The sequence below is a fragment of the Exiguobacterium sp. SH5S13 genome, from assembly GCF_004337085.1.
In the GTDB taxonomy this organism is placed as follows: Bacteria; Bacillota; Bacilli; order Exiguobacteriales; family Exiguobacteriaceae; genus Exiguobacterium; species Exiguobacterium aurantiacum_A.
Genome location: NZ_SJUS01000002.1, coordinates 199332 through 223583 on the forward strand (window position 1 = coordinate 199332; position 24252 = coordinate 223583).

A 24252-nucleotide genomic window follows, 5' to 3' on the forward strand; every position below is an offset into this window, starting at 1 on the left:
GTACCTCGAGCGAGGTACGCCGTTGTTTTCAGTTTGAGCGTTTGGCCATGGCGACTTCGGTCTTGGCATCGATCCCGGTGTTCGCTTTCACAAGAATCCGTTCGAAGTTTCCGACGGCCTCGTCCGACTTCGTCAAATATGTCCCGACGATGGCAGCAAGGAAACCGAGCGGGATCGACACGATGCCCGGGTTCGTCAGCGGGAACAACGCTGCGCCGACGAAGATGGCTGAGCCGTCCGGTGCCCATAGGTTCGGACTGATTGCGACGAGGAAGAGCGACGAGAACAACCCGACGACCATCCCGAAGATGGCTCCGCCCGTATTGAAGCGTCGCCAGTAGATCGTGAACAAAATGACCGGCAAGTTCGCGCTCGCCGCGACCGCGAAAGCGAGCGAGACGAGAAACGCGACGTTCATCGATTGGGCGAAGAAAGCGAGTCCCATCGAGACGATCGCGACGGCGATCGAGGCGATCCGTGCGGCCAAGACTTGTTCTTTCTCCGTCGCTTCACCTTTTCTGACGATGTGCCCGTAAAAGTCGTGGGCAAAAGCCGATGCCGCCGACAAGACGAGTCCGGCGACGACGGCAAGAATCGTCGCGAATGCGATCGCTGCCACGAAGGCAAACAATAAGTCGCCGCCGAGTACTTGCGCGAGGAGCGGTGCGGCCATGTTACCAGCTGGGTTCGCCGCGATGATGGCGTCTGACCCGACGAAGGCGGCAGCGCCGAAACCGAGGAAGATCGTGAGGATGTAAAACGCTCCGATGATCCAAGTCGCGTAGACGACGGATTGACGCGCGGTCGGTGCGTCCTTGACCGTGAAGAAACGGATGAGAATATGCGGCAGCCCGGCCGTCCCGAGGACGAGCGCCAAGTTCAACGAGATCGTATCGAGCGGAAGTTTGAATTTGTTACCCGGATTCAAGAAGCTTTCCCCGAGCGGTGTCGCTTTGCTGACTTCGGAGAACATGTTGAGCACTGAGAAATCAAATCTCGCGAACACGAGAAACGAGATGATCGCCGTCCCGATCATCAAGAGCACCGCTTTCGTAATCTGGACCCAAGACGTCGCCGTCATGCCGCCGAAGACGACGTAAACGGTCATCAACAAGCCGACAACGACGACACTCGTCGTGTAAGGGATGCCGAGCAGGAGCTCGATGAGCGCACCGGCGCCAACGAGCTGGGCAATCATGTAGAAAATCGAAATGACGATCGCGTTCATCGCTGCGACCCCGCGGACGCGCGGCTTGTTGAATCGGGCAGCGATCATGTCGGCCATCGTGTACTTGCCGAGGTTACGAAGCGGTTCGGCGACGAGGTATAAGACGACCAGATAAGCGACGAGGAAACCGATCGAATAAAAGAAACCGTCAAATCCGGCGAGTGCGATCATCCCGGCGATGCCGAGGAATGAGGCGGCCGACATGTAGTCCCCGGCAATGGCGAGCCCGTTTTGAAAACCGGTCAAGCCGCCGTCGGCCGTATAGAAGTCACTCGCCGTCTTCGTCTTGCGGGCGGCGAAGAACGTGATCACGAGCGTCAAGCCGACAATGGCGAGGAACAAGAGAATGGCTGTCCAGTTCATCGTCCGTCCTCCTCTTGCTTGATTTTCTCGACGAACTTGTCAAAGCGACGAGCACGGCGGCTATACAAAACGCAAAACGTCCACGTCATGAAGAACTGGGCGAAAGCAAGGACCCAGGCCCAAGTGATATCCCCAGCCGCAGGGATGTTGAGGAACGTGAAATAGCTCGTAGAGATGGGGAGCGTGAAATAGAAGATAAGGGAAAAGATGATGGACGGAAGAATGAAACGGTTTTTTTCTCGCATCAGTTGGTGGAATGTGGCACTTTCGACGATTGATTCGGCAGAACGTGTACTTTCCGTACGCGTGGCTTGCGTGACGTCATGCATCGGTGGACCTCCTCGGTAATCAAGATAGCTACATTATAGAAACGGTACGAAAGGAAAAGCTATCCATTTTTTATTCGTTATTATCCATTTATTATACTAATATTGGTCATACCAATTAAATGTAAGCGTTTTCGATATTGTCTATAATTTGAACTATATACAAGAATACTAAAAAGAAGACAAAAAGGTACTTTAGACCTAGTAACCGTATGTCACATATTGGCGAACGTGCATCAAAAAATGAGCCCCGTGGAATCCAGGGGCTCACTGTTGGAAATAACGTTTATAAGTCATCCAATCAATCTGCTCTTCTTCGAGCGCTTTCTTCAAAAACTTGTGGTCCCGCTTCGGTGTGGCGGCGATATATCCTTTGACGACGAGTTCCGTCGTCATCACTTTCGCTCTCGATTCGAGCGCGAACTGTCCGATCTTGCCGGCAATCTTGCGAATGGCGACATCGCGGAACAGCTCAGGCACTGGCGTGACGAGCCGATCGAGTAGCGTCCGTGTCTCGGGTGTCCACAGGTGGCGTGTCTTCGCGATGTAATCGTCCTCGATATCTAGGAGAGAGCGGCCGTCTTCTTTCGGCATCCGTTTTAAAAACTTACGGAACATGAAGTATCCGCCGATCGTCATCAACCCGATCATCACAAATCCCCAGAAGACAATGAAATACATCATCAAGTTTTCTGGCATCGTCTTTCCCCCGTTCTTTCATTTCACAATCATTCAAGCTTAGTATACAAAAAAGACCGCGAATACAAAAGCATGAGCATCCCATAATGATGGACGAAACGACGCCGTTTCGTTAGAATAGAGAGCGTTGCAGTCAGAAATGAGAATGAATTTGAAAGTCTGGAAAGGAAAGGACTCTATATGAATCAATTAAAACAAGAAGTAGAGAAACGCCGCATTTTCGGCATCATCTCCCACCCGGATGCCGGTAAGACGACACTCACGGAGAAATTGCTCTTACACGGGGGAGCGATCCGCGAGGCGGGAACGGTCAAAGCCCGCAAAAATTCAAAACACGCCAAGTCCGATTGGATGGAGATCGAGAAACAACGGGGCATCTCTGTCACGTCGTCTGTCATGCAGTTCGTCTATCGCGACAAGGTCGTCTCAATCATGGACACGCCGGGTCACAACGACTTCGGAGAAGACACGTACCGCGTCTTGACGTCTGTCGACAGTGCGGTCATGGTCATCGATGCCGCCAAAGGGATCGAGACACAGACGAAGAAATTATTCCAAGTCTGTCGTATGCGTGGTATCCCGATCTTCACGTTCATGAACAAGTTGGACCGGCAGGCGAAAGATCCGCTCGAGCTCATGGAAGAACTTGAAGAAGTGCTCGGTATGCCTTCGGTCGCCGTCACATGGCCAATCGGCAGCGGGATGCAGTTCGAAGGTGTGTTCGATCGTATCAAGAACGAGATCCACTTGTTCCGTGGCGAGAAAGGCAAGCTCACGTTGAACGAGGACGGGGTCAACGATCCTGTGCTCGCCGACTACTTGACAGAAGAAAACTTGACGAACTTGCGCGACGAGATCGACCTGTTAGACGGTGCCGGCAACGACATCGACGTCGAGGCGATCCAATCAGGTAAGCTGACACCTGTCTTCTTCGGTACGGCGCTCGTCGACTTCGGGGTGACATCGTTCTTAGACCACTACCTCGACATGTCGCCGGCCCCAGAGGCCCGTAAATCGAACGTCGGTCCGATCGACCCGACGTCTGAAGACTTCAGCGGTTTCGTCTTCAAGATTCAAGCGAACATGAACCCGGCCCACCGTGACCGCATCGCCTTCGTCCGCATCTGTTCGGGTGTGTTCGAACGGGGAATGGACGTCACGTTGACGCGGACCGGCAAGAAAATCAAACTGAGTCAATCGACGCAGTTGATGGCCAACGACCGGGAGACTGTCGATAAGGCGTTTGCCGGTGACGTCATCGGGATCTACGATTCTGGGACGTACCAGATCGGTGACACGATCACGACGTCGAAGCAAAAGATCGCGTTCGAGGCGTTGCCGACGTTCCCGCCGGAATTGTTCATGCGCGTCTCGCCGATCAACTCGCTCAAGTCGAAACACTTCCACAAAGGTGTCGAGCAACTCGCCCAAGAAGGAGCGATCCAAGTGTACCGCAACGAGTATAACGAGATTTATCTCGGCGCGGTCGGTCAACTCCAGTTCGAGGTGTTCGAATATCGTCTCAATAACGAGTACGGGGTCGACATCCGGATGGAGCCGGTATCGTACAGTGTCGCTCGCTGGGTGAAGGACAAAGAATTGAAGGCGCTCAAGCCGTTCCAAGACTCACGAAACATGCTCGTGACCGACCGTTGGGAACGCCCTGTGTTCTTGTTCGCCAACGAGTTCACGTTTGACCGTTTCAAAGAACGCTATGAAGATGAGTTGACGCTCGTCGACGCACTCGATGTCAATGTCGAGATCGGTGCCGAATAAGCTAGATTGTAAAGACGGCCTTAGATGGCCGTCTTTTTTCGTGTTTTGAGACGATCAGAGCAATTGATAAGTTTTACTTATGACTAATTTGTGACGGAATGTATTTTACGTCACGCTATAGTTGTATTATGATAAACATGTGATAAGTAAGCGATTACGGCAACTGCTGTGGTCGTCGCTTTCAAAAAGGGGGAAATTGTATGGAACAGACGAACGTAGTAGACGCTTTTTCATCTCGGACACAGTTCGAGGTCAACGGACAAGCGTACGATTATTACCGGCTTAAAAAGTTAGAGGAAGAAGGGGTGACGGAACTCAGTCGCCTCCCGTACTCGATTCGTGTCTTGCTCGAGTCGGTTTTGCGTCAACAAGACGGCCGTGCCATCACGAAGGAACATGTCGAGAACTTGGCAAAATGGGGTACTGCCGGCGTCTCGAAAGACATTGACGTACCGTTCAAACCGGCTCGCGTCGTCTTGCAAGATTTCACGGGTGTCCCGACGGTCGTCGACCTCGCTTCACTTCGTAAAGCGATGGCTGACCTTGGTGGCGACCCGAACAAGATCAACCCGGAAATCCCGGTCGATCTCGTCGTCGACCACTCGGTCCAAGTCGATGCCTACGGATTCGCCGGCGCGCTCATGAAAAACATGGACATCGAGTTCGAGCGGAACGAAGAGCGTTACAAATTCTTGCGTTGGGCTCAGACGGCGTTTGACAACTACCGTGCCGTACCACCGGCGACGGGAATCGTCCACCAAGTCAACCTCGAGTACTTGGCGTCGGTCGTGCTTGAAAAGAATGATGGGACAGGTAATGTCGCGTATCCAGATTCACTCGTCGGAACGGATTCGCACACAACCATGATCAACGGACTCGGTGTCCTCGGCTGGGGCGTCGGCGGAATCGAAGCCGAAGCGAGCATGCTCGGACAACCGTCATACTTCCCGGTACCAGACGTCGTCGGCGTCAAAATCATCGGTGAGGTCAACCCAGGTGTCACAGCGACAGACGTCGCGCTCGTCGTGACCGAGATGCTCCGTAACGAGAAAGTCGTCGGTAAGTTCGTCGAGTTCTTCGGACCGTCACTCCACACGATGCCGCTCTCTGACCGGGCGACGATCGCCAACATGGCGCCTGAGTACGGGGCGACTTGCGGCTTCTTCCCGGTCGATACGGAAACGTTGAACTACATGCGTACGACAGGACGCTCAGAAGAGTTGATCGACCTCGTCGAGGCGTACTCAAAAGCGAACGACATGTTTTACACACCTGATCAAGCCGATCCGGCGTTCACAAAGACGCTCACACTCGACTTGTCTAAAGTAGAACCTTCACTCGCAGGCCCGAAACGTCCGCAAGATCGCATCAACTTGTCTGACTTGCATACGGCGTTCATCGACAGCTTGAGCGCACCGGCCGGGCACAGCGGCTTCGGTCTCGACCGTGCCGAGCTCGACAAGAAAGCTGCCATCCATTATGAGGATGGACCGGTCGACATGCAGACGGGTGACGTCGCGATCGCGGCGATCACGAGCTGTACGAACACGTCGAACCCTTACGTCATGGTCGGCGCTGGCCTCGTGGCCAAGAAAGCCGTCGAGCGTGGACTCACAGTACCGAAATACGTGAAGACGTCGCTCGCCCCGGGCTCGAAAGTCGTTACTGACTACCTCGATAAAGCCGGACTCACGACGTACCTCGACCAGCTCGGGTTCAACACGGTCGGTTACGGCTGTACGACATGTATCGGGAACTCTGGGCCGCTCGACCGCGAAGTCGAAGAGACGATCACGTCGAACGACTTGCTCGTGTCGTCCGTGCTCTCGGGTAACCGTAACTTCGAAGGCCGCGTCCATCCGCTCGTCAAAGCGAACTTCTTGGCGTCACCGCCACTCGTCGTCGCTTACGCGCTCGCAGGATCGGTCAACTTCGACATCATGAACGAATCATTCGGGACGGATAAAGACGGCAACGAAGTCTTCTTCAAAGACATCTGGCCGTCAAACGATGAGATCAAGATGGTCGTTCAAGACGTCGTCTCGCCGGAAGCGTTCCGTAAAGAGTACGACACGGTGTTCACAGGCAACGAACGTTGGAACGCACTCGCCGTCCCAGAAGGTAACTTGTACGACTTCTCGGACGATTCGACGTACATCCAAAACCCGCCGTTCTTCGAAAACCTCGAACCGGAAGCGGGCGTAGTGCTCCCACTCAATGGTCTTCGTGTCATCGGGAAGTTCGCCGATTCGGTGACGACTGACCACATCTCGCCGGCAGGAGCGTTCTCGAAGACGACACCAGCTGGGCAATACCTGCAGTCGAAAGGCGTCGCACCGCTCGACTTCAACTCATACGGGTCGCGTCGTGGTAACCACGAAGTGATGATGCGCGGTACGTTCGCGAACATTCGCATCCGTAACCAAGTCGCGCCGGGCACAGAAGGCGGATACACGACGTACTGGCCGACAGGTGAGATCATGCCGATGTATGATGCGGCTATGAAATATAAAGAGCAAGGCACAGGTTTGATCGTGCTCGCCGGAAACGACTACGGCATGGGCTCGTCGCGTGACTGGGCAGCCAAAGGTACGAACCTGCTCGGCATTCGTGCCGTCATCGCCCAAAGTTTCGAACGGATTCACCGTTCAAACCTCGTGATGATGGGTGTGTTACCGCTCCAGTTCATGGACGGGGAGTCTGCGGAATCACTCGGACTGACAGGCGAAGAGGCACTTGATATCCAAGTCGATGAGTCGGTACGTCCGCGCGATATTTTGAACGTCACGGCCACGCATGAAAATGGCACGGTGACAGCGTTCAAAGTCGTCGCCCGCTTCGACTCGGAAATTGAGATCGACTACTACCGTCACGGCGGGATCCTCCAGATGGTCCTCCGTAACAAATTGAAGTAAGCGTCAGACCTTCCTTTGAAAAAAGGAAGGTTTTTTTCGTGAATGTGCGAATATAAGGTGAGAGGATAACAGATATCGGGAAAGGAACGGGGAGAGGGGGGAGTGTATGGAACGACAAACAAGGTCAGGAAAAAATTGGTGGCAGCGTCTGACGCAAAAAGAAGAAGTAGTGGAGCAAGAAGTCGATATCACGTTGCCGCAACTGCGGGAAGCCATCCATGAGTACGAACAGACATTGCCGAAAGGGGTCAACCGGACGGTACTGTTGGACGAGTCCCAAGAAATCGACCTTGGACGCTTGAAACGTCATTTGCCAGGCAAGCCAAGACAGCGGTTTTACATGTCAAAAGAGACGTTCCACATCGCCCCGGAGGACGAACGTGACGTCGTCTATGAGATGGACCAGGTGCAGCGGGCGCTCGACTTATATTTCGAACAAGAAAAAAAGTTACCGTTACGCAAATTCCAACAGTCGGCGCAACTTGATTTGACACGTCTGCGTGAAGGCGGCTATTTGAAAGTGTTGCCGAAACGACCCTATTATGTCGTCGATGAGACGTTGATTGTATCGTTAGAACCGAAGCCGACCGAGTGACGAGATTACATCGTCACTTTTTTCATCGTGACACGAGCGAACACGTTTTCGGGTTGTGCCGAGATTGTAAACTGTGTTAGGGTGGAAAACGTATATGAAAATAAGAGAATTAAATAGGAGTGAGATTATGGAAAGAGAAAGTCGAGTGACGACCGTATTTATCGTATCAGCCATCATTACGGTCCTCTTTACGATTTGGGGAATCTTCCCTGAGCGTTGGCTCGGAAACACAAGCTTGATCAACGTGACGACGAAACTGCAAGGTTTGCTCTCGAACGGGATGGGCTGGTTCTACCTGCTCAGCGCGACCGGCATTTTACTCGTCGCGATTTTTTTAATCTTTTCGCGCTTCGGGTCGATCCGACTCGGAAAAGATACAGACCGACCGGATTTTGGATATTTAACATGGTTCGCCATGCTGTTCAGCGCCGGGATGGGAATTGGTCTCATCTTCTGGGGAGCGGCGGAACCGTTGCTTCACTTCCACGCGCCACCATTCGAATCGCTGACGCCGGAAGGGAATGCGCGCACGGCGATGCGTTACGCCTTCTTCCATTGGGGCTTCCACCCATGGGCGATTTACGCGATGATCGCTCTCGCCATCGCCTACTCGACGTTCCGCAAAGGGCGTCCGGCGACGATCGGGGAGACGATCGGTTCACTCGTCAACGACCGCTATGAACGTCCGGTCAAACAGACGGTCGACATTTTGGCCGTCGTCGCGACAGCATTCGGGGTCGCGACGTCGCTCGGGTTTGGTGCCAAACAGATTGCTGGTGGGCTTCACTATTTAATTCCGGGCGTACCGAACGCGTTCTCGACGCAGTTGATCATCATCGCTGTCGTGACGGTGCTGTATATGCTCAGCGCTTCGACCGGGCTCGATAAAGGGATTCGCATTCTCAGTAACACGAACATCTTCCTCGCCGTCGTCTTGCTAGTCGCGACGCTCATCGCCGGACCGAGCGCGTTCATCCTCGACTTGTTCACGCAGACGATCGGGACGTACTTGCAACAATTGCCGACGACGAGCTTCCGTACGGGTGCTTTTGAACCGGTCGAGCGCGAGTGGATCAACGGCTGGACGATCTTCTACTGGGCGTGGTGGATCTCATGGTCACCGTTCGTCGGGACGTTTATCGCCCGTGTCTCAAAAGGTCGGACGATTCGCGAGTTCCTCATCGGAATCTTGCTCGTGCCAACGTCGTTCGGACTGCTTTGGTTCTCTGTCTTCGGCGGATCGGCCATTTGGGCTGACTTGTTCGGTGGGGCGAACTTGATCGACACAGTCAACGAGGTCGGAACGGAAGTCGGACTGTTCGCCTTGTTCGAGACGTTCGGTGGATTCGGGACGGTGCTCAGCATCGTCGCCATCTTCTTGATCTCGACGTTCTTCATCACTTCAGCCGACTCGGCAACATATGTGCTCGGGATGCTGACGACAGGAGGGAAACTCATCCCGCCGATGCGGATCAAGTTGATTTGGGGCTTCATCCAATCATCGATCGCAGCCGTGCTCTTGTACGCGGGTGGTCTCGGCGCGCTTCAAGCCGTTGCGATCCTTGTCGCCTTCCCGTTCATCTTCGTGCTGATTCTGATGATCGTCGCCTTGTTCAAGGACTTGGCCGATGAACCGGACGAACGGGATAAGTGGATTGAAAGCTATAAGCGTGATGAAGATAAACTTGGATAACATTAAGGGGTCTCAGTCGAGGCCCTTTTTTTAGTTGTAAATGTTTTGCATGGCACCCTCGCTAGTGTAGGATAGTAAGTGAAGAATATTGGGAGGGCATGTTATGAAACGAGAAGTGAAAAAGCAGCTCAGTTGGATTATTTTTGCCGGCATCCTCATCGTCGGCGCTCTGCTCGCTTATAATTTTTATTTGGTCACCAACTTGAATGATGACGACAACGGTCGTGAGAACCGGACCGAACCGTTCTACACGTCCGTCGAAATCGGCTATGAAGAGAAGAAGTTGCCGGCAGACGGGGAGACGCTCGAAGTACGCAACTACCTCGTCACGTACGATGAGAACGGACATTTCGTATCCGAGGTCGTATCGGGACCGAACGCCGGTGCCCGGGCCGAATGGGATGGCACGATGTACCGTGAGTTCAATCCGGAAGGCGACGAAACGAACAGTCAAGAGACGAGTTCGGGTGCAGTCGCACCCCATCCGTTCTTGTCGCGGGCGACGAACGAACAGATTCGCAAGTGGCTTGATGACGGGACGCTAGGTACGGGTGAAGGAGACGTCAATATCATCGGTCGGACAGCTCAGGCGTTCGTCAAAACGGAATCCGCCGAGGCGGTACCTGCGGAGTGGGTCGAGAAATACCCATCGATCTTCGACGAAGGCGAAAATGAGGAAGCAGTGACGTATTACGTCGATGTGAACGAACGGATCCTGCTCGCTGCCGAGTCACGCAACAACGGGAACTTGTTCCACTCGATTCGCATGACTTCTTTTGAAGCACTATAACCCGACGAGGAGCAGACTGAGACGTCGGCTCCTTTGTCGTCTGAAAGGGAGAACTTTATGAAACAGATCCATTTGGAACAAGTTCAGCATGACTTGGAACGGTGGGAACAAGGCGACAAGGTCGATGAAGCGGCGCTCTTGTCCTATGCCCACTGGTCGCGTGCGACAGAGCATAACGACGAGTTGATCCGGACGTTGACACTGCTCTCGACGAGACGGTTGCAGCACAACCAAACGATCGATCCGCTTCTCAATCGCTGGGTGAAGGAACTCGAGTCGCTCGGCGCCTTACCGGCCGAACTGAGAGTCAGCCAACTGAATGAGAAGTTGCGCCGCTTCAGACAATCGCTCCATGTCGACTGGCCGACTCTTCGCGAAGCCGACTACGCCTCGATGAAAGTCCAAATTTTGACCGAGTACGAAGCGAAGACGTCCGAACTGCTCGATCAGCTCGATCGGTTACACGACGAAATCGAACGGGCCAAGTCAGATCTGCGGGACTCCGAGTTCAAAGATCAATTGGAGCGTTTGTTCGAGGTCGTCATCGAAGCGATGCAAGAAGTCGCGTCACTCGAAGATGACACCGCGTCGCTGCTCGCGTCGATGCAAGGCAACTACTTCAGCCGGGAGGCGTTCCGTCGTTTCGGTGAGCGGGTCGGTCTCGTCAAACAACGGATCGAGGCGATTTGCGAGCTGTTGCCAGAACGTCCGCGGGAGGTCCGCTCGAGTGCGATCGAGTCGCTCGAGTCGATGATCGGTCTAACGGAAGTGAAGCAGCGGGTGAAAGCATGGTATCGGTTCTTGTTGTTCCAAAAAGAACGGGACAAGGCCGGTTTCTCGTCGAAACATCAACCATCGCTCCATCTCGTCTTCACAGGGAACCCCGGTACCGGCAAGACGACGCTCGCCCGGCTCATGGCCGAGATCTATTTCGAGCTCGGTCTTCTCGGACGACCCGATGTCATCGAGGCAGACCGCTCGAGCCTTGTCGGTGCCTTCGTCGGCCAGACGGAAGAACAAGTCATGAATAAAGTCAAGGAAGCCGAAGGGGGCGTCTTGTTCATCGATGAGGCATACGCGCTCAAACGGCAAGATGCGAGCGGGAGCGATTACGGGCAGGCGGCAATCGACACACTCGTCGCCGCGATGACGAGTGGAGAATATGCCGGGAAGTTCGTCGTCATCCTGGCCGGTTATCCGGAAGAGATGCGCCACTTCTTACTCGCGAACCCAGGACTCAGGTCGCGGTTCCCTGAATCGAACCATTACGAGCTGCCGAACTACAGCGACGAAGAGCTCGTCGCGATCGGTGAGAAAGTGGCCGAAGAGAACAACTATGTGCTGACGACCGATGCCAAGCGCGCCCTCATCGCCCGGATTGACCGGGAACGAGTCGATGCGACGTTTGGGAACGCCCGGACCGTCCATAACATCTTGCTCGATGCGATGTTCAAAAAAGGATCTCGTTTCGGTGCCGACGCCCCGCTCGACGAGATGGCTTTGTTGACAGAGCTCGATTTTGAAGAGGCGACGAGCGAAGACGGCACGGCTCCGACGCTCGATGACATGATCGGGATGGAAGAAGCGAAACGACAGCTTCAGGAGATCGAGGCACTGATCACGATTCAAAGACGGCGGCGCGAGCTCGGGCTGAAGACGGCTCCGGTCCAACTTCACGCCGCGCTCGTCGGCAACAGCGGTACCGGCAAGACGACGTTCGCGCACGTGTACGCTCAGTTGTTGAAGAAGACGGGCTACTTGAAACGGGGACATTTGAAAGTCGTCAGCCGTGCCGACCTCGTCAGCGGCTACGTCGGGCAGACGGCCCAAAAGACGAAAGCAGCCATCCGCGACGCGCTCGGCGGGGTATTGCTGATCGATGAGGCGTACAGTTTGAACGGCGGTCCGAACGACTACGGACGCGAAGCGATCGATACGCTCGTCGACGAGATGCCGAAGCACGGGGAGAACCTCGTCGTCATCTTGGCGGGCTATGAGGCGCCGATGCGCCGGTTGATCGATTCGAACCCGGGACTGAGCAGTCGGATCAAGCGAACGATTCAGTTCGACGACTATTCACTCGCGCAACTTTCCCAAATCGCGAACAGCTATGCCGAGAAGTTTGGTTATGCGTTCGGGGACGGTGTCGAAGCTGCGCTGGCCGAACGACTGAAGCATGCAGATAAACCGAACGCACGGACGGCGCTGTCGCTCGTCGATGAGGCGATCGCCCGGCAATCGTACCGGCTCATCGCCGAGAACGCCGAGGATAGCGAGTTAAATCAGATTTTAGTAGTAGATATTAAGAGCAAGTTATAATATACTGTAGACTGAAAAGAGGGCGATTTGATGCATACGATTCAGATTCCTGTACGATACCAAGAGACGGACATGATGGGGATCGTCTATCATGCGAATTATTTAGTCTACCTTGAGATCGCGAGAACCGAGTTGTTACGACAACTCGGAGTGGAATATAAAGACATGGAACAGGCCGGGTTCGTGTCGCCGGTGACGAACGTGACGGTCGACTATAAGAAGAGCGTCACGTTCGGGGACACGGTCAACGTGCGCGTCTGGGTCGACAGTTATTCGAAGATCCGTACTGTCTACGGGTACGAGTTGACCGATCAAAACAATGATTTGGTCGGGACGGCGAAGACGACGCATGTCGTCGTGAAGCGCGGCGATTTCAAGCCGATCCGGCTCGACCGGGAATTCCCGGCATGGCACGATATGTATTTGAAAGTCTTGAGCCCGGTTCAATAACAGTCGTTCCTTTGTACCGTCAGTGTGGTATCATATCTTGACGGTATTTTTTTGTATGAAGAAAGGGGAAGATCGCATGCGAAAACCATCTGTGTTGATGGTGTGCTGCGCCTTGACGCTCACGTTAGTGGGATGTACGACAAGCGAACAAGCTGATCCGAACGAACCGATAGAACAACCGACCGTGTCTGACACGGAGAAGCCGGCGGAAACGCCGACTGATAACGAGACAGCACCGGCAGAGCCGGCTCCGGAAGCGGAAGAGCCGGCCGAAACGGACAAGGACGAACAACCGGCGACCGAACCAGAGCCGCCGGCCGAGGAAGAACCAGTGGCCGAGCCGGCAGAGCCGAGTCAACCGATTGAATTGAACGGGCAAGCAAACCTTGAGTTGGACGCACTCGTCCTCGTCAATAAACAGATTGCCTTGCCGAGTGATTATCAACCGGCTGATTTGGTGACGGCGAACATCGATTTCGTCGATTCGGCGACCGGTGAGCGTAGAATGTTGCGTAAAGAAGCGGCCCGTGCCATCGAGTCACTCATGAAGGACGCGAAAGCGGCCGGGATTGACTTGAAAGGGACGAGCGCGTTTCGGACGTATGCGTATCAAGTGCAGTTGTTCAACGCCTACGTCGCGCGTGACGGCAAGGAGCAGGCCATGAAGTACTCGGCGCCTCCGGGACACTCAGAGCATCAGACAGGGCTCGCGATCGACGTCTCGAGCGCGTCAGTCGGTTATCAACTGACGCAAGAGCTTGAACAGACGACAGAGGGCAAGTGGCTTGCTGATAATGCACAAAAATACGGTTTTATCGTCCGTTACCAACGTGCATACGAAACGGAAACCGGTTATATGTATGAACCGTGGCACTTACGATATATCGGGGTAGACCATGCGACGAACGTTCATAAAACGAACGTTCCGTTCGAGCGCTACCTCGAGCAATTAATGGACTAAGGGGAATTGCGATGCCTTACATGACAGAAGTGATAATCATCATCGTCAGCTATTTGCTCGGCTCGATCCCGTTCGCGCTCATCGTCGGAAAGCTCGGCTATCGAGTCGACGTGCGGGAGCATGGGAGCGGGAACTTAGGGACGACGAACACGTTCCGCGTGCTCGGAAAAAAAGCGGGGACGCTCGTATTATTAGGAGATATAGGCAAAGGGTTGGTTGCGGCGCTGTTGCCGCTCCTGTTCGGGAGCGACATGAGTCTCTTGCTCGCAGGGATTCCAGCCATCATCGGCCATTCGTACCCGATCTTTGCCAAGTTCAAAGGCGGAAAATCGGTCGCGACGAGCGCCGGGATCTTACTCGCGGCGTTCCCGTGGTTCTTCTTCGTCGTCGTCGGGACGTTTATCGTGGCGCTCCTCATCTCGAGGATGGTGTCGCTCTCATCGATGGCGGCGTCAGCCGTCGGACTCGTGACGGTCGTGACGTATAGTGTCATCACAAAAGATTGGTTGCCACTCATCGTCATCGTACCGCTCGCCTCGTTCATCATCATCAAGCACCGCACGAACTGGCAACGGATCCGCGCGGGCACCGAACCGAAAGTGCCGCTGTTCCAAAAGAAAAAATAAAGATGTTACCGAACGGAACCTGTCTAGCAGGTTCCGTTCGGTTTTTTAGCGTTTGCGACGAAACGATTTCGAACGACCGACCAATTGTTGTGGATTTCCGTGGATTTTTGCTAAAAAGAATGAAAAAAGTGTTGGATTTGCCCGTTCTTTACTTTCAGTTTACGTTAAATTTACATCCGTTCGCTAAAATGGAAGAGGAAGCGATTTTTGCGGAGGAGGCAGGCTTGTGTCGTTAATTGGAGAAGAACGTAAACAAAAGATTGTCGAGTGGATCGAGCGGGAAGGTAAAGTGAAGACGAGTGAACTGATCGAACGGTTGAACGTCTCGGGGGAGTCGATTCGCCGCTACTTAGAAGAGCTTGAGAAAGAACATCGCATCAAACGGGTATACGGGGGAGCCGTCTTGCATCAAAGCGTCTCGTTCCAACCGATGACGATTTCGAACATGGACGGGATTCGTCGCATCGCCTATACGGCGTTTCAACTCGTCGAAGACGACATGCTACTCTACATCGGGCATGGTGTCGCCCCCGAGCAAGTCGCGTCAAGGCTCCGCGGGCGAAACTTGACGGTCGTCACGCCTTCACTCATGGTTGCGAAAGCGCTATTCGAGCAGCGGGCCAAAGGTGTGTTCACGGGCGATATCCAATTGCTCGGGGGTACGATCGACCCGAAACATCTCGTTACCGTCGGCGAACAAGTGCTTCAACAACTGAAAGCGTACGTGTTCGATATGGCGATTTTGTCTGTCGAAGGGGTCGATGCGACGCTCGGGCTGACGTGTGACGCCCATGGGCTGTCGACCGTGACGCAAGCCGTCATGACGCAGAGCCGTATGTGTTATCTACTCGCCGACCACACCCAGTTCAATCAACAGAGACGATATCGTGTCTCCGACTTCTCGACGGTGACGACGATCATCTCAGATTTTCCAGAACCGACCGATTGGAAGCGGGCGTTGGCCGAACACGAAGTCGAATGGCGTTTCGCTCCATAACTAAAGGAGGAGTCATTTATGATCGAAGTCATCGTCACGACGTTAAACGAAGCGAAAGCAGCGGCACGATATGGGGCGAATCGGCTCGAACTGATTGCCGATATGCGTGCCGGTGGGACGACCCCGAGCTTCGGGACGATCCGTAACGTATTGGAGAACGTCACGGTCCCTGTCCACGTCATGATCCGGCCGCATACCGACTCGTTCGTCTACAGCGAAGATGATAGTGAGACGATTTTGGCGGATGTCGGGCTATGCCGTGCGCTCGGGGCCGACGGGATCGTCTTCGGTGCATTGACGGAAGACGGACGAATCGATGAACGGCTGCTCGGCGAGGTCATCAAGCATAAAGGCGACATGGCGCTCACGTTTCACCGGGCGATCGACGAGGCGGCTGATCTCGTTCAAGCAGTGGACGTGTTGAACGGATTTCCGGAAGTCGATCAAATTTTGACGTCCGGGGGAGCGGTGACGGCCCTCGAAGGGATCGAACGTCTCGAAGCGATGCGGGACGCGGCGACGATGACGATACTGCCTGGAGCCGGGATCACGGCGGACAACGTCGCTCAACTCGTCGCCCGGCTCGATGTTCCTTTCGTCCATGTCGGCAACGGCGTTCGGACGGACGGGAGACTCGACGAGGCGAAATTTCAAAACCTGCTCGAGCAAATGAAACGCTAAAAACAGTCGGATGACTGTTTTTTTGCTATAATGAAAAAAACGATAATGAAGGTGACGTCATGCAATCAGCAGTCTATAAACAATTTGCGCTCCGGATGTTGTCCGGAAACTGGGGGATCTCACTCCTTGCCGTGCTCTCGACGATGCTCGTTCAAGCGATGATCACGACGCAACTCGATTTGTCATCGACGGACCCGTCCGTCATGCTCGTCTCGATCGGTCTCTTGTACGGTGCGACCGTCTTGCTCGCCCCGCTCGAGATGGGACGAAACTGGATCTTCCTCGACATCGCCAAAGCGGAAAAACCAAGGTTCGGTCTTTTGCTCGAGTCGTTCGGATCCGTTAAAGACTACGTCCGTGCCGTCACGTATTACGCCGTGTTCTATCTTGGGTTGAACGTGCTCATGCTCTTCTTGATCGTCCCTGGCGTTTGGTTTTACTTGACGTATCGAATGGTCCCGTTCATCCTTCGCGATCAACCTGAACTGACGGCGTTCACGGCGATGCGTGAGAGCCGACGCCTCATGCGCGGGAAAAAACAGATCATGCTCAGGCTTTATGCAAGCTTTATCGGTTGGTACGTGCTTGTCCTCATGACAGGCGGAATCGCCTATATCTTCGTCCAGCCGTATCTTCATACGGCGCTCGGCGGGCTCTACCTCGAAATCAAAGCAGAAAAACAAGCAAACGAAACCACGGCCGGCTGAATCTCAGCCGACCGTGGTTTTTTTATGATCCGTGCCGATCTGACTTCTGTGGATCGGGCGCGTCCTTAAAGTCTTGTCTCTCTTCATTCGTCGCATGTTCATGCCACTTTTTAGCCTGTTCTGTCGCGATCGGTATCGCTTTTTGATCGGAATACCCTTGAGCTATGAGGGCGTTGGCGATATCGATCGCTTTCTTTTTGACGAGCGGGTCGAAGTTTTTCAGTGACTCTGGATAATCTTTCATATTCCAAGGCATCATGATCACTCCCTTCTGTACTACTAATTCCACAACAACGTCGATTCAAACGTCTTGATTCATATAGTATTCGATGAGCGCCTGCGTCCCGTTCTCACCGTATCCGTTCTCTTCTAAAATCGAATAGAGTCGGTATGCGAGCTCGAGGCTTGGCAGTTTGACACCTAACTCTTTCGCGCTCTCGAGGGCGAGCGCCATGTCCTTGATGAAGTGTTTGATGAAGAAGCCTGGCGAATAATCTTCGACGATCATGCGAGGTACCAGGTTCTCGAGCGTCCAACTGCCGGCCGCGCCGCCACGGATCGTCTGGCGCAATTGATCGGGGTCGAGCCCGGCACGCTTCGTGAAGGCGAGTAGTTCGGCGTTGCCCATCATGATGCCTGCGATCGCAATCTGGTTGGCGAGTTTGGCGTACTGGCCGCTCCCGGCGTATCCCATCCGTTCGATCGCTTGCCCCATCGCTTCAAACAGCGGCATTGCTTTCGTGAACGCGAATTCGCCACCGCCGACGAGAATCGATAGCGTCCCGTTCTTGGCGCCGACATCGCCGCCCGTGACCGGGGCGTCGAGCGGGAGCAGGCTGCGGTCGATCGCGGCCTCAGCGATTCGTTCGGCGAGCTTCGGTGACGACGTCGTCATGTCGATGACGAGTGTGCCGGGTTCGGCGGAGTCGAGAATCATCCCTTTACCGAAATAGATGCTTTCGACGTCTGACGGATAGCCGACGATCGTGATGACCGCATCGGCGTTTTGACACGCCGCTTCGATGGAGTCACACCACGCCACGCCTTCTGCGAGCAGGTCGGCGGCCTTGTCTTTCGTCCGCGTGTACGCTTGGACGGTATAGCCTGCCTTCATTAAGTTTCTGACCATCGATTGACCCATGACGCCGAGTCCGATAAATCCGATTGTCTTCATGGTTGATTTCCTCCTAGTAGTTGCTGTTTAACGAGCCGTTCATATAATTTGTTGTCTTGAAGCAGCGTCTTGTGCGTGCCGAGCCCGCTGATCCCTCCGTTCTCAAGGACGATAATTTGATCGGCGTGTTGGACGGTCGAGAGGCGGTGGGCGATGACGAGCGTCGTCCGTCCCCGCATGAGCCGGTCGAGCGCCTCTTGGACGACACGCTCGGACTCTGAATCAAGGCTCGACGTCGCTTCATCGAGCAACAAGATTTGGGGGTCACGGAGCAGCGCCCGGGCGATGGCGAGCCGTTGCCGTTGGCCACCCGATAAACGGACACCGCGTTCACCGATCTCGGTCTCGAGCCCGTTCGGCATCGTATCGATGAACGACCAAGCGTTCGCCATCTCACAGGCGTTTTTAATCTCGGTCTCGGTCGCGTCACGCTTCAGGCCGTACAAGATGTTTTGGCGGACCGTTCCCGAGAGGACGGGTGAGTCTTGGGCGACATAACCGATGACTTGCCGCCAATTGTCGCGGCCGTACGAATCGATGTCGCGGTCGCCGTACAGGATGCGCCCCGACGATGGAACGTAAAACTGTTCGACGAGCGCGAACAGCGTCGTCTTGCCGGCGCCGCTCCGTCCGACGATCGCGGTCGTCGCCCCGAACGGCACGGTCATCGAGATGGCATCGATGACTGGTTGCTCATCGTAGCGGAACGTGACGTCCTCGAACGTCAGTGTCGACTGTTGGATGTGTTCCGTGGCAGCGGCGTAACGTTCCGGTTCGACCGCGAGCAGTTCAGAGATGCGCTCGGTCGCGCCGCGAGCCTTTTGCAGGCGCGTGATAAATTCTGTCATCGTGATGAGCGGGGTGATGATTTGGAACAAGTAGAGCATGAAAGCGAGCAGCGCCCCGGTCGATAACGCCCCGGTCGAGACACGGTACGCCCCGAAACCGAGGATGGCGATCAGCATCGCCGTCAGCGTGACGTTCAAGAGTGGGATCAAGATCGCTTGAATCCGTCCTTCTTTCACACCGTAATCGAACAAGCGTTCAATCCGCCGGCTCCCTTCGGCTACTTCCTCACGTTCGGTCGCCTGTGATTTGACGAGCCGGATCTCACCGAGCAGCTCGGCGAAAAATCCAGACAACCCGCCAAGTTCGTGTTGCGTCTTCTTGGCGATCGTTCTAAGTTTGCGGCCGAGCGGGATGACGATCACGAGCGTCGTCGGGACCGAGAACAAGATGACGAGCGTCATCTGCCAGTCGAGCGTGAACAAGATACCGACGGCCCCGATGACCGATACGAACGAAGTGAGCAGGCGGACGCTCTGTTCCGACAACAGCTGTTGCAGCGTCGTCGTATCGCTGTTCAGGCGTGAGACGAGGTCCCCCGATTTGACACCGTCATAGAACGGGATCGGCAACGCGACGAGGTGCTCCCATAACGTCGTCCGGAGATTGGCGACGACGCGTTGTCCGACGATATGTAGCCAATAGATGGAAATGGCGCTCGAGACGACTTGAACGAGAAAAGCGACGACAAAAATGGCGACGAGCCGGGCATCGAGCACGGCCTCGCTCCAATTGTCGACGACACGTTGCAAAATGAGCGGGATGGCGAGGGCCGCCATCGCTTGGACTAAAGAAATCAATACGGCACCGATAAACAATTGTTTCGGCGGTTTGGCGACTCGGAACAAGCGAAGGAAAGCTTGCCAAGTAGTTGTGGACTCCATCGAACGTCCCCCTTTCCTATTAACTTTCGCTGTTTCGAAAACAAGTGTCAAGACGTCGAATCGTTGCGGTGAAAAATGCTAGAATGGGAAGAGAGGTGAGGACGAATGAAATGGATACATACGGCCGATTGGCATTTAGGAAAAATCGTCCACGGCCGCCATATGACAGAAGATCAACGCATCATTTTATTTGAATCGTTTTTACAGATTGTCGACGAGGAGAAGCCGGACGCAATCGTCGTCGCGGGAGACCTATACGACCGGTCCGTTCCCCCGGTTGAAGCCGTCGATTTGCTTGACGAGATGTGGCAAGCGCTCGTGCTCGAGCGGAACATCCCCGTGCTCGCAATCGCCGGCAACCACGATTCGGCCGAACGGCTCCAATATAGTTCGAAACTGTTGACGAAAGTCGGGCTCCATATCGTCGGGAAGTATGAGCCGGGTGCGGGACCGATCATCGTCGCGGGCATCCCGTTTTACTTGATGCCGTTTTTAGAACCGGCCCGGATCCGCTACACGCTGCAAGACGAGACGATCCGGACCCATCACGACGCGCTCACGGCCGTCGTCGAATCGTTCGGTTCCATCGATGCCCGAGCGGTCGGGGTCGGCCACAGCTTCGTCGCCGGCGGTCTCGAGACCGACTCTGAGCGGCAACTGTCGGTCGGCACGGCCGGACAAGTCGCCAAAGGACTATACGAACCGTTCGGTTATACGGCGCTCGGCCATCTCCATAACCGCGACGCGCTCCGCGACGACAAGATCGCCTATAGCGGTTCGCTCATGAAATATTCATTCTCTGAGGCGAACCACGTGAAATCGGTCGACGTCATCGAATGGGACGGAGGATGGACGCGCCGACGTCGTCCGCTTCAAGCAAGACGCGACTTGCGCATCTTGACGGGCACGTTGAATGAACTACTCGATCCGGTGTTCTATCAAGACGAGAAAACGGATGATTACTTGAAAATCGTCTTGACCGACGAGTCTGCCTTATTCGACCCGATGGCGAAACTGCGGACCGTCTATCCGAACATCTTGCATCTCGAGCTTGAACTGTTGCGCCGCCAAGACGAGACGTCCCGCTTCGAGCGTGAGACGCTCGAACGGCAGTCAATCGAGGACGTCTATATGGAGTTCTATAAAGCTGTCCATGGCCGAGACGCCGATGAGACGGTACGACGATTCGTGGAAGGAGATGGACCGATATGAGACCTGAACGATTGACGATCACCGCATTCGGTCCTTACGCCGAGACAGAACAGATCGACTTCACACAGCTTGAAGGGCGCTCGATGTTCGTCATCAGTGGACGAACCGGCGCCGGCAAGACGACGATTTTTGATGCGATGACGTTCGCCTTGTATGGACGGGCGAGCGGTGCCCTCCGGAACGCCAGCGATTTTAGAAGCCAATACGCCGAACCGGAACGAAAGACGGAGATTGATTTCTCGTTCACGATTCGTGAGGAACGGTACCGGATCGTCCGCCAGCCCCAACAACCGCACCCGAAAAATAAGACACCGATCCCGCATGAGGCGGTCCTCTATGAATGGGCGGACAGCTGGAAACCGCTGGCGACGAAAGTCGGGGATGTCGAGCAGCAGATCGAATCGTTGCTGCAACTTGATTATGAGCAGTTCAGCCAAATCCTGCTGCTCCCGCAAAACCAGTTCCGCCAACTACTCGACTCGGACTCGATGAAGAAACAACAGATCCTCCAGTCGATCTTTAAGACCGAGGCGTATCGAGCGTTTCAAGAGAATTGGGTCGAGCGGTATGGCAAGTATCGGAAACAAGTCGAGTGGGCGACCGAGACGACACGCTTGAAGCTGCTTGAACTTGAAGACGATGACATCGAAACCGTCGCCGAGCGTAACTTGCCGGAGATTCAGGACTGGCTCGAGGCCAGAGAAGAGCGCCTGCTGACGGCGACCGAGTCGTTACGAGGCGAACGGGACGTACAATCGAAACGGGTCGATGCGATACGGAGCGAACTCGAACAGGCGAACGCGCTCGTCCGTTTGTTCGTCGAACGTGACGAGCAGGCACGCGCCCTTGAACGCTACAAATCGGGTGAAGCCGATCGGATGGAGCGCCGCCGATTGATTGAACGGTTGGAGGCGTCAAGCCGTGTCCGGCCGTTATACGATCGCTACTTGGCGAATCGACAAGATATCGAACGGCTAAATCATGACATCGACGGTGTTCAAACACGGTTGACACAATACGCGAGCAAACTAGACGAGCTCCACGCCAAGACGGAGCGCATCGCGACTTCGAAGCAAGAAGTCGAGACGATCACCGCCCGTCTGAAAGCCATCGATGACATGCTTCCGTTCGTTGACGAATGGCAGACCGCCGTGACAGAGCGAGACGAGTTGAAACGCTTGACCGACCAACTCGCTGTCTTCAAGGACGATTCTCGTTTAACCGAACTGAGACGGCAGGAAGAGGTGTTGTCAGCAGAGCTCGCACAGGAAACGACACCGAACCGTCTCGTCGAAGCTGAACGAAAGTATGACCGGCTCACGGCACACACGCAACTCGAAGCAAGATTTCAAGCTGTAACGGAGCGGCTCGCATCGTGTGAGCGCAACGGCAAGGAAGCGCAACGGCGTCACAAGGCCCAGTCGGATATCGTCGAGCAGTTCATGCATGAAGAGCAGGCGTTATGGGCACAGAAGCTCAGTGTGACGCTCGTCGACGGTGAGCCTTGTCCCGTATGTGGATCGCGGACCCATGGGACGGTCGCGTCGCACGAGGTGACGAGTGACCAAGGCGAGCTCGTCGCCGCGACGGAGATGCTGAAACAATATGAGGCGGCCTTGCACGAGGCGAGAGCGGACTATCGGGCGTTGAAGCAACAGGCTGAAGAAGTCCGAGGCGAACTCGAATCGTCAAGACAGGCACTCGACTTGTCCGGGTCGGTCCAGGAGGCGATCGCTCTGCAAGAGCGACTCATCCGTTCGCTTCGAGATGAAGAGCGGGCGCGTGCTCAAGCGGAACGCACGTACCGCACGGTCATGACAGAACTAAAACGATTAGAGAAAGAAAAACGCGAACTGACGGAGCGACGGCAGCAATTGCTCGAGCGGTTGCAAGCCGTCCAAGAACGGCTGCAAGTGATGCGGCAACCGGATGCGGCCTCGCTTCAACAACTGCAAGCCGAACGTGACGCGCAATCGACGCAGCTCGACCGGTTGCAGCAAGTTATCGCGCAGTATGAACGCGAACTCGAGGACGTGACACGCTTGAAGTGGACTGAAGCAGAACGTTTGCGGCTTCTAAACGAACGGCTCGACCTCGAGCAGAAACGTTTTGACCAGACCGCGACCGAGCTCGAGGAGTCGCTAGCGAAAAACGAATTGAGCCGTGACGTCTTTTTGACACACGTCGAACAGATCGACACGGTGTCGTCGCTGCAAGAACAACTCGCGGAAGAACAGGCAGACGGGATCCGCCTCGAACATGGCTTCAACGCATTGACCGACAAGATCGGTGATGCGGTCAAACCGGATCTCGTTCTGTTAAACGACCGATTGACGACAGCGCAGGTAAGTCTCGACGCATTGGCGGAACAACTCGTCACAGCGGACAGCCAATTGAAGCGCCATCGCCATGTCATTTCGGAATGGGACCGGCTTCGAGACCAGACCGCAGACGAGCAACGCAATCTCGAGACGGTCAAACTGATTGCCGACACGGGTCGTGGTTTGAACCCACAGAAACTGACGTTCGAGACGTATGTGCAGACCGCGTTCTTCGATCAGATTTTACATGCGGCCAACATTCATCTTGATCTGATGACGAGTGGGCAGTTCCAACTCGAGCGAAAAGTCGAGACGGCGAAAGGGAACGCAAAATCTGGACTCGAACTATTGGTCTTTGACGCCTATACGGGACAATCCCGACGCGTCCAAAACTTGTCGGGCGGGGAAGGGTTCAAAGCCTCGCTCGCACTCGCGCTCGGATTGGCCGAGGTTGTCCAGCAACTGAGCGGTGGTGTCAGCCTCGAGACGATGCTCATCGACGAAGGCTTCGGGACGCTCGACGCCGAATCGCTCGACCAGGCGATCGAGTTGCTCATGTCGCTGCAGTCGAGCGGACGGCTCGTCGGTGTCATCAGCCACGTCCAAGAGTTGAAAGACCGCGTCGATGCGCGGATCGAAGTGAAAAAATCAAGAAGCGGGTCGACGATCCAGCTCGTTGTGGAGTGAAA

General features: G+C 54.9%; 20 protein-coding genes. 14 read left to right on the top strand and 6 right to left on the bottom strand.

All coding sequences use genetic code 11. From position 1 onward, the window contains the following. Positions 1 to 28 precede the first annotated feature (28 nt). The 3 genes from EVJ30_RS02485 to EVJ30_RS02495 form a co-directional block, all read right to left on the bottom strand. Positions 29 to 1591: a solute symporter family protein gene (locus tag EVJ30_RS02485; protein WP_131467918.1), complete on the bottom strand. Its 1563-nt coding sequence runs from the start codon at positions 1589 to 1591 to the stop codon at positions 29 to 31. Further along, the gene (locus EVJ30_RS02490; protein ID WP_131458804.1) at positions 1588 to 1920 is read right to left on the bottom strand and encodes a DUF485 domain-containing protein; all 333 of its coding nucleotides are present in this window, start codon (positions 1918 to 1920) and stop codon (positions 1588 to 1590) included. The genes EVJ30_RS02485 and EVJ30_RS02490 overlap by 4 nt, the downstream gene beginning before the upstream one ends. Before the next feature lie 264 nt (positions 1921 to 2184). After that, positions 2185 to 2616: a DUF2621 family protein gene (locus EVJ30_RS02495; protein ID WP_070327153.1), complete on the bottom strand. Its 432-nt coding sequence runs from the start codon at positions 2614 to 2616 to the stop codon at positions 2185 to 2187. 180 nt (positions 2617 to 2796) lie between these two features. Between EVJ30_RS02495 and EVJ30_RS02500 the strand changes: the two genes are divergently transcribed. The 12 genes from EVJ30_RS02500 (at position 2797) to EVJ30_RS02555 (ending at position 17126) form a co-directional block, all read left to right on the top strand. After that, on the top strand, positions 2797 to 4392 hold the full coding sequence (locus tag EVJ30_RS02500) for a peptide chain release factor 3 (protein ID WP_131458805.1): 1596 nt from the start codon (positions 2797 to 2799) through the stop codon (positions 4390 to 4392). Positions 4393 to 4592: 200 nt separating this feature from the next. After that, a complete protein-coding gene (gene acnA, locus EVJ30_RS02505) occupies positions 4593 to 7307 on the top strand; it encodes an aconitate hydratase AcnA (RefSeq protein WP_131458806.1) in 2715 nt (904 codons plus the stop codon). Between the two features lie 106 nt (positions 7308 to 7413). Next, complete coding sequence (locus tag EVJ30_RS02510) at positions 7414 to 7902, top strand: DUF3939 domain-containing protein (RefSeq protein ID WP_083273944.1); 489 nt, start codon at positions 7414 to 7416, stop codon at positions 7900 to 7902. 127 nt (positions 7903 to 8029) lie between these two features. Continuing rightward, a complete protein-coding gene (locus EVJ30_RS02515) occupies positions 8030 to 9595 on the top strand; it encodes a BCCT family transporter (protein WP_131458807.1) in 1566 nt (521 codons plus the stop codon). Between the two features lie 103 nt (positions 9596 to 9698). Then, on the top strand, positions 9699 to 10385 hold the full coding sequence (locus tag EVJ30_RS02520) for a hypothetical protein (RefSeq protein WP_131458705.1): 687 nt from the start codon (positions 9699 to 9701) through the stop codon (positions 10383 to 10385). Between the two features lie 57 nt (positions 10386 to 10442). Next, positions 10443 to 12704: an AAA family ATPase gene (locus EVJ30_RS02525; RefSeq protein WP_131458706.1), complete on the top strand. Its 2262-nt coding sequence runs from the start codon at positions 10443 to 10445 to the stop codon at positions 12702 to 12704. A 30-nt stretch (positions 12705 to 12734) separates the two neighbouring features. Continuing rightward, positions 12735 to 13154 (top strand): acyl-CoA thioesterase, encoded by a 420-nt coding sequence (locus EVJ30_RS02530; RefSeq protein WP_070327159.1) that lies wholly within the window; start codon positions 12735 to 12737, stop codon positions 13152 to 13154. Between the two features lie 76 nt (positions 13155 to 13230). After that, on the top strand, positions 13231 to 14115 hold the full coding sequence (locus tag EVJ30_RS02535) for a M15 family metallopeptidase (RefSeq protein ID WP_236635969.1): 885 nt from the start codon (positions 13231 to 13233) through the stop codon (positions 14113 to 14115). An 11-nt stretch (positions 14116 to 14126) separates the two neighbouring features. Next, entirely contained in the window at positions 14127 to 14741 is a 615-nt protein-coding gene (plsY, locus tag EVJ30_RS02540; protein WP_370250774.1) for a glycerol-3-phosphate 1-O-acyltransferase PlsY, read from the top strand. A gap of 226 nt (positions 14742 to 14967) precedes the next feature. Then, positions 14968 to 15738: a DeoR/GlpR family DNA-binding transcription regulator gene (locus tag EVJ30_RS02545; protein WP_131458708.1), complete on the top strand. Its 771-nt coding sequence runs from the start codon at positions 14968 to 14970 to the stop codon at positions 15736 to 15738. Between the two features lie 18 nt (positions 15739 to 15756). Further along, positions 15757 to 16419: a copper homeostasis protein CutC gene (locus EVJ30_RS02550; RefSeq protein ID WP_131467922.1), complete on the top strand. Its 663-nt coding sequence runs from the start codon at positions 15757 to 15759 to the stop codon at positions 16417 to 16419. A gap of 59 nt (positions 16420 to 16478) precedes the next feature. Next, positions 16479 to 17126, top strand: a complete 648-nt coding sequence (locus tag EVJ30_RS02555; protein ID WP_131439712.1) for a DUF975 family protein — start codon at positions 16479 to 16481, stop codon at positions 17124 to 17126. 22 nt (positions 17127 to 17148) lie between these two features. Here the strand turns inward: EVJ30_RS02555 and EVJ30_RS02560 are convergent, their stop codons facing one another. From EVJ30_RS02560 to EVJ30_RS02570, 3 genes are read right to left on the bottom strand one after another with little or no spacing between them, the layout of a single operon-like run. Further along, positions 17149 to 17370: a DUF2188 domain-containing protein gene (locus tag EVJ30_RS02560; RefSeq protein ID WP_370250775.1), complete on the bottom strand. Its 222-nt coding sequence runs from the start codon at positions 17368 to 17370 to the stop codon at positions 17149 to 17151. A gap of 57 nt (positions 17371 to 17427) precedes the next feature. Next, positions 17428 to 18300, bottom strand: coding sequence for an NAD(P)-dependent oxidoreductase (locus EVJ30_RS02565; RefSeq protein WP_131467924.1), 873 nt, complete (start codon positions 18298 to 18300; stop codon positions 17428 to 17430). Continuing rightward, positions 18297 to 20030 (bottom strand): ABC transporter ATP-binding protein, encoded by a 1734-nt coding sequence (locus tag EVJ30_RS02570; RefSeq protein ID WP_131467926.1) that lies wholly within the window; start codon positions 20028 to 20030, stop codon positions 18297 to 18299. Before EVJ30_RS02570 ends, EVJ30_RS02565 begins: the two co-directional genes overlap by 4 nt. A gap of 105 nt (positions 20031 to 20135) precedes the next feature. Between EVJ30_RS02570 and EVJ30_RS02575 the strand changes: the two genes are divergently transcribed. Then, complete coding sequence (locus EVJ30_RS02575) at positions 20136 to 21242, top strand: exonuclease SbcCD subunit D (protein WP_131467928.1); 1107 nt, start codon at positions 20136 to 20138, stop codon at positions 21240 to 21242. Further along, positions 21239 to 24250 (top strand): AAA family ATPase, encoded by a 3012-nt coding sequence (locus EVJ30_RS02580; RefSeq protein ID WP_131458713.1) that lies wholly within the window; start codon positions 21239 to 21241, stop codon positions 24248 to 24250. Before EVJ30_RS02575 ends, EVJ30_RS02580 begins: the two co-directional genes overlap by 4 nt. The last annotated feature ends 2 nt before the right edge of the window (positions 24251 to 24252 follow it).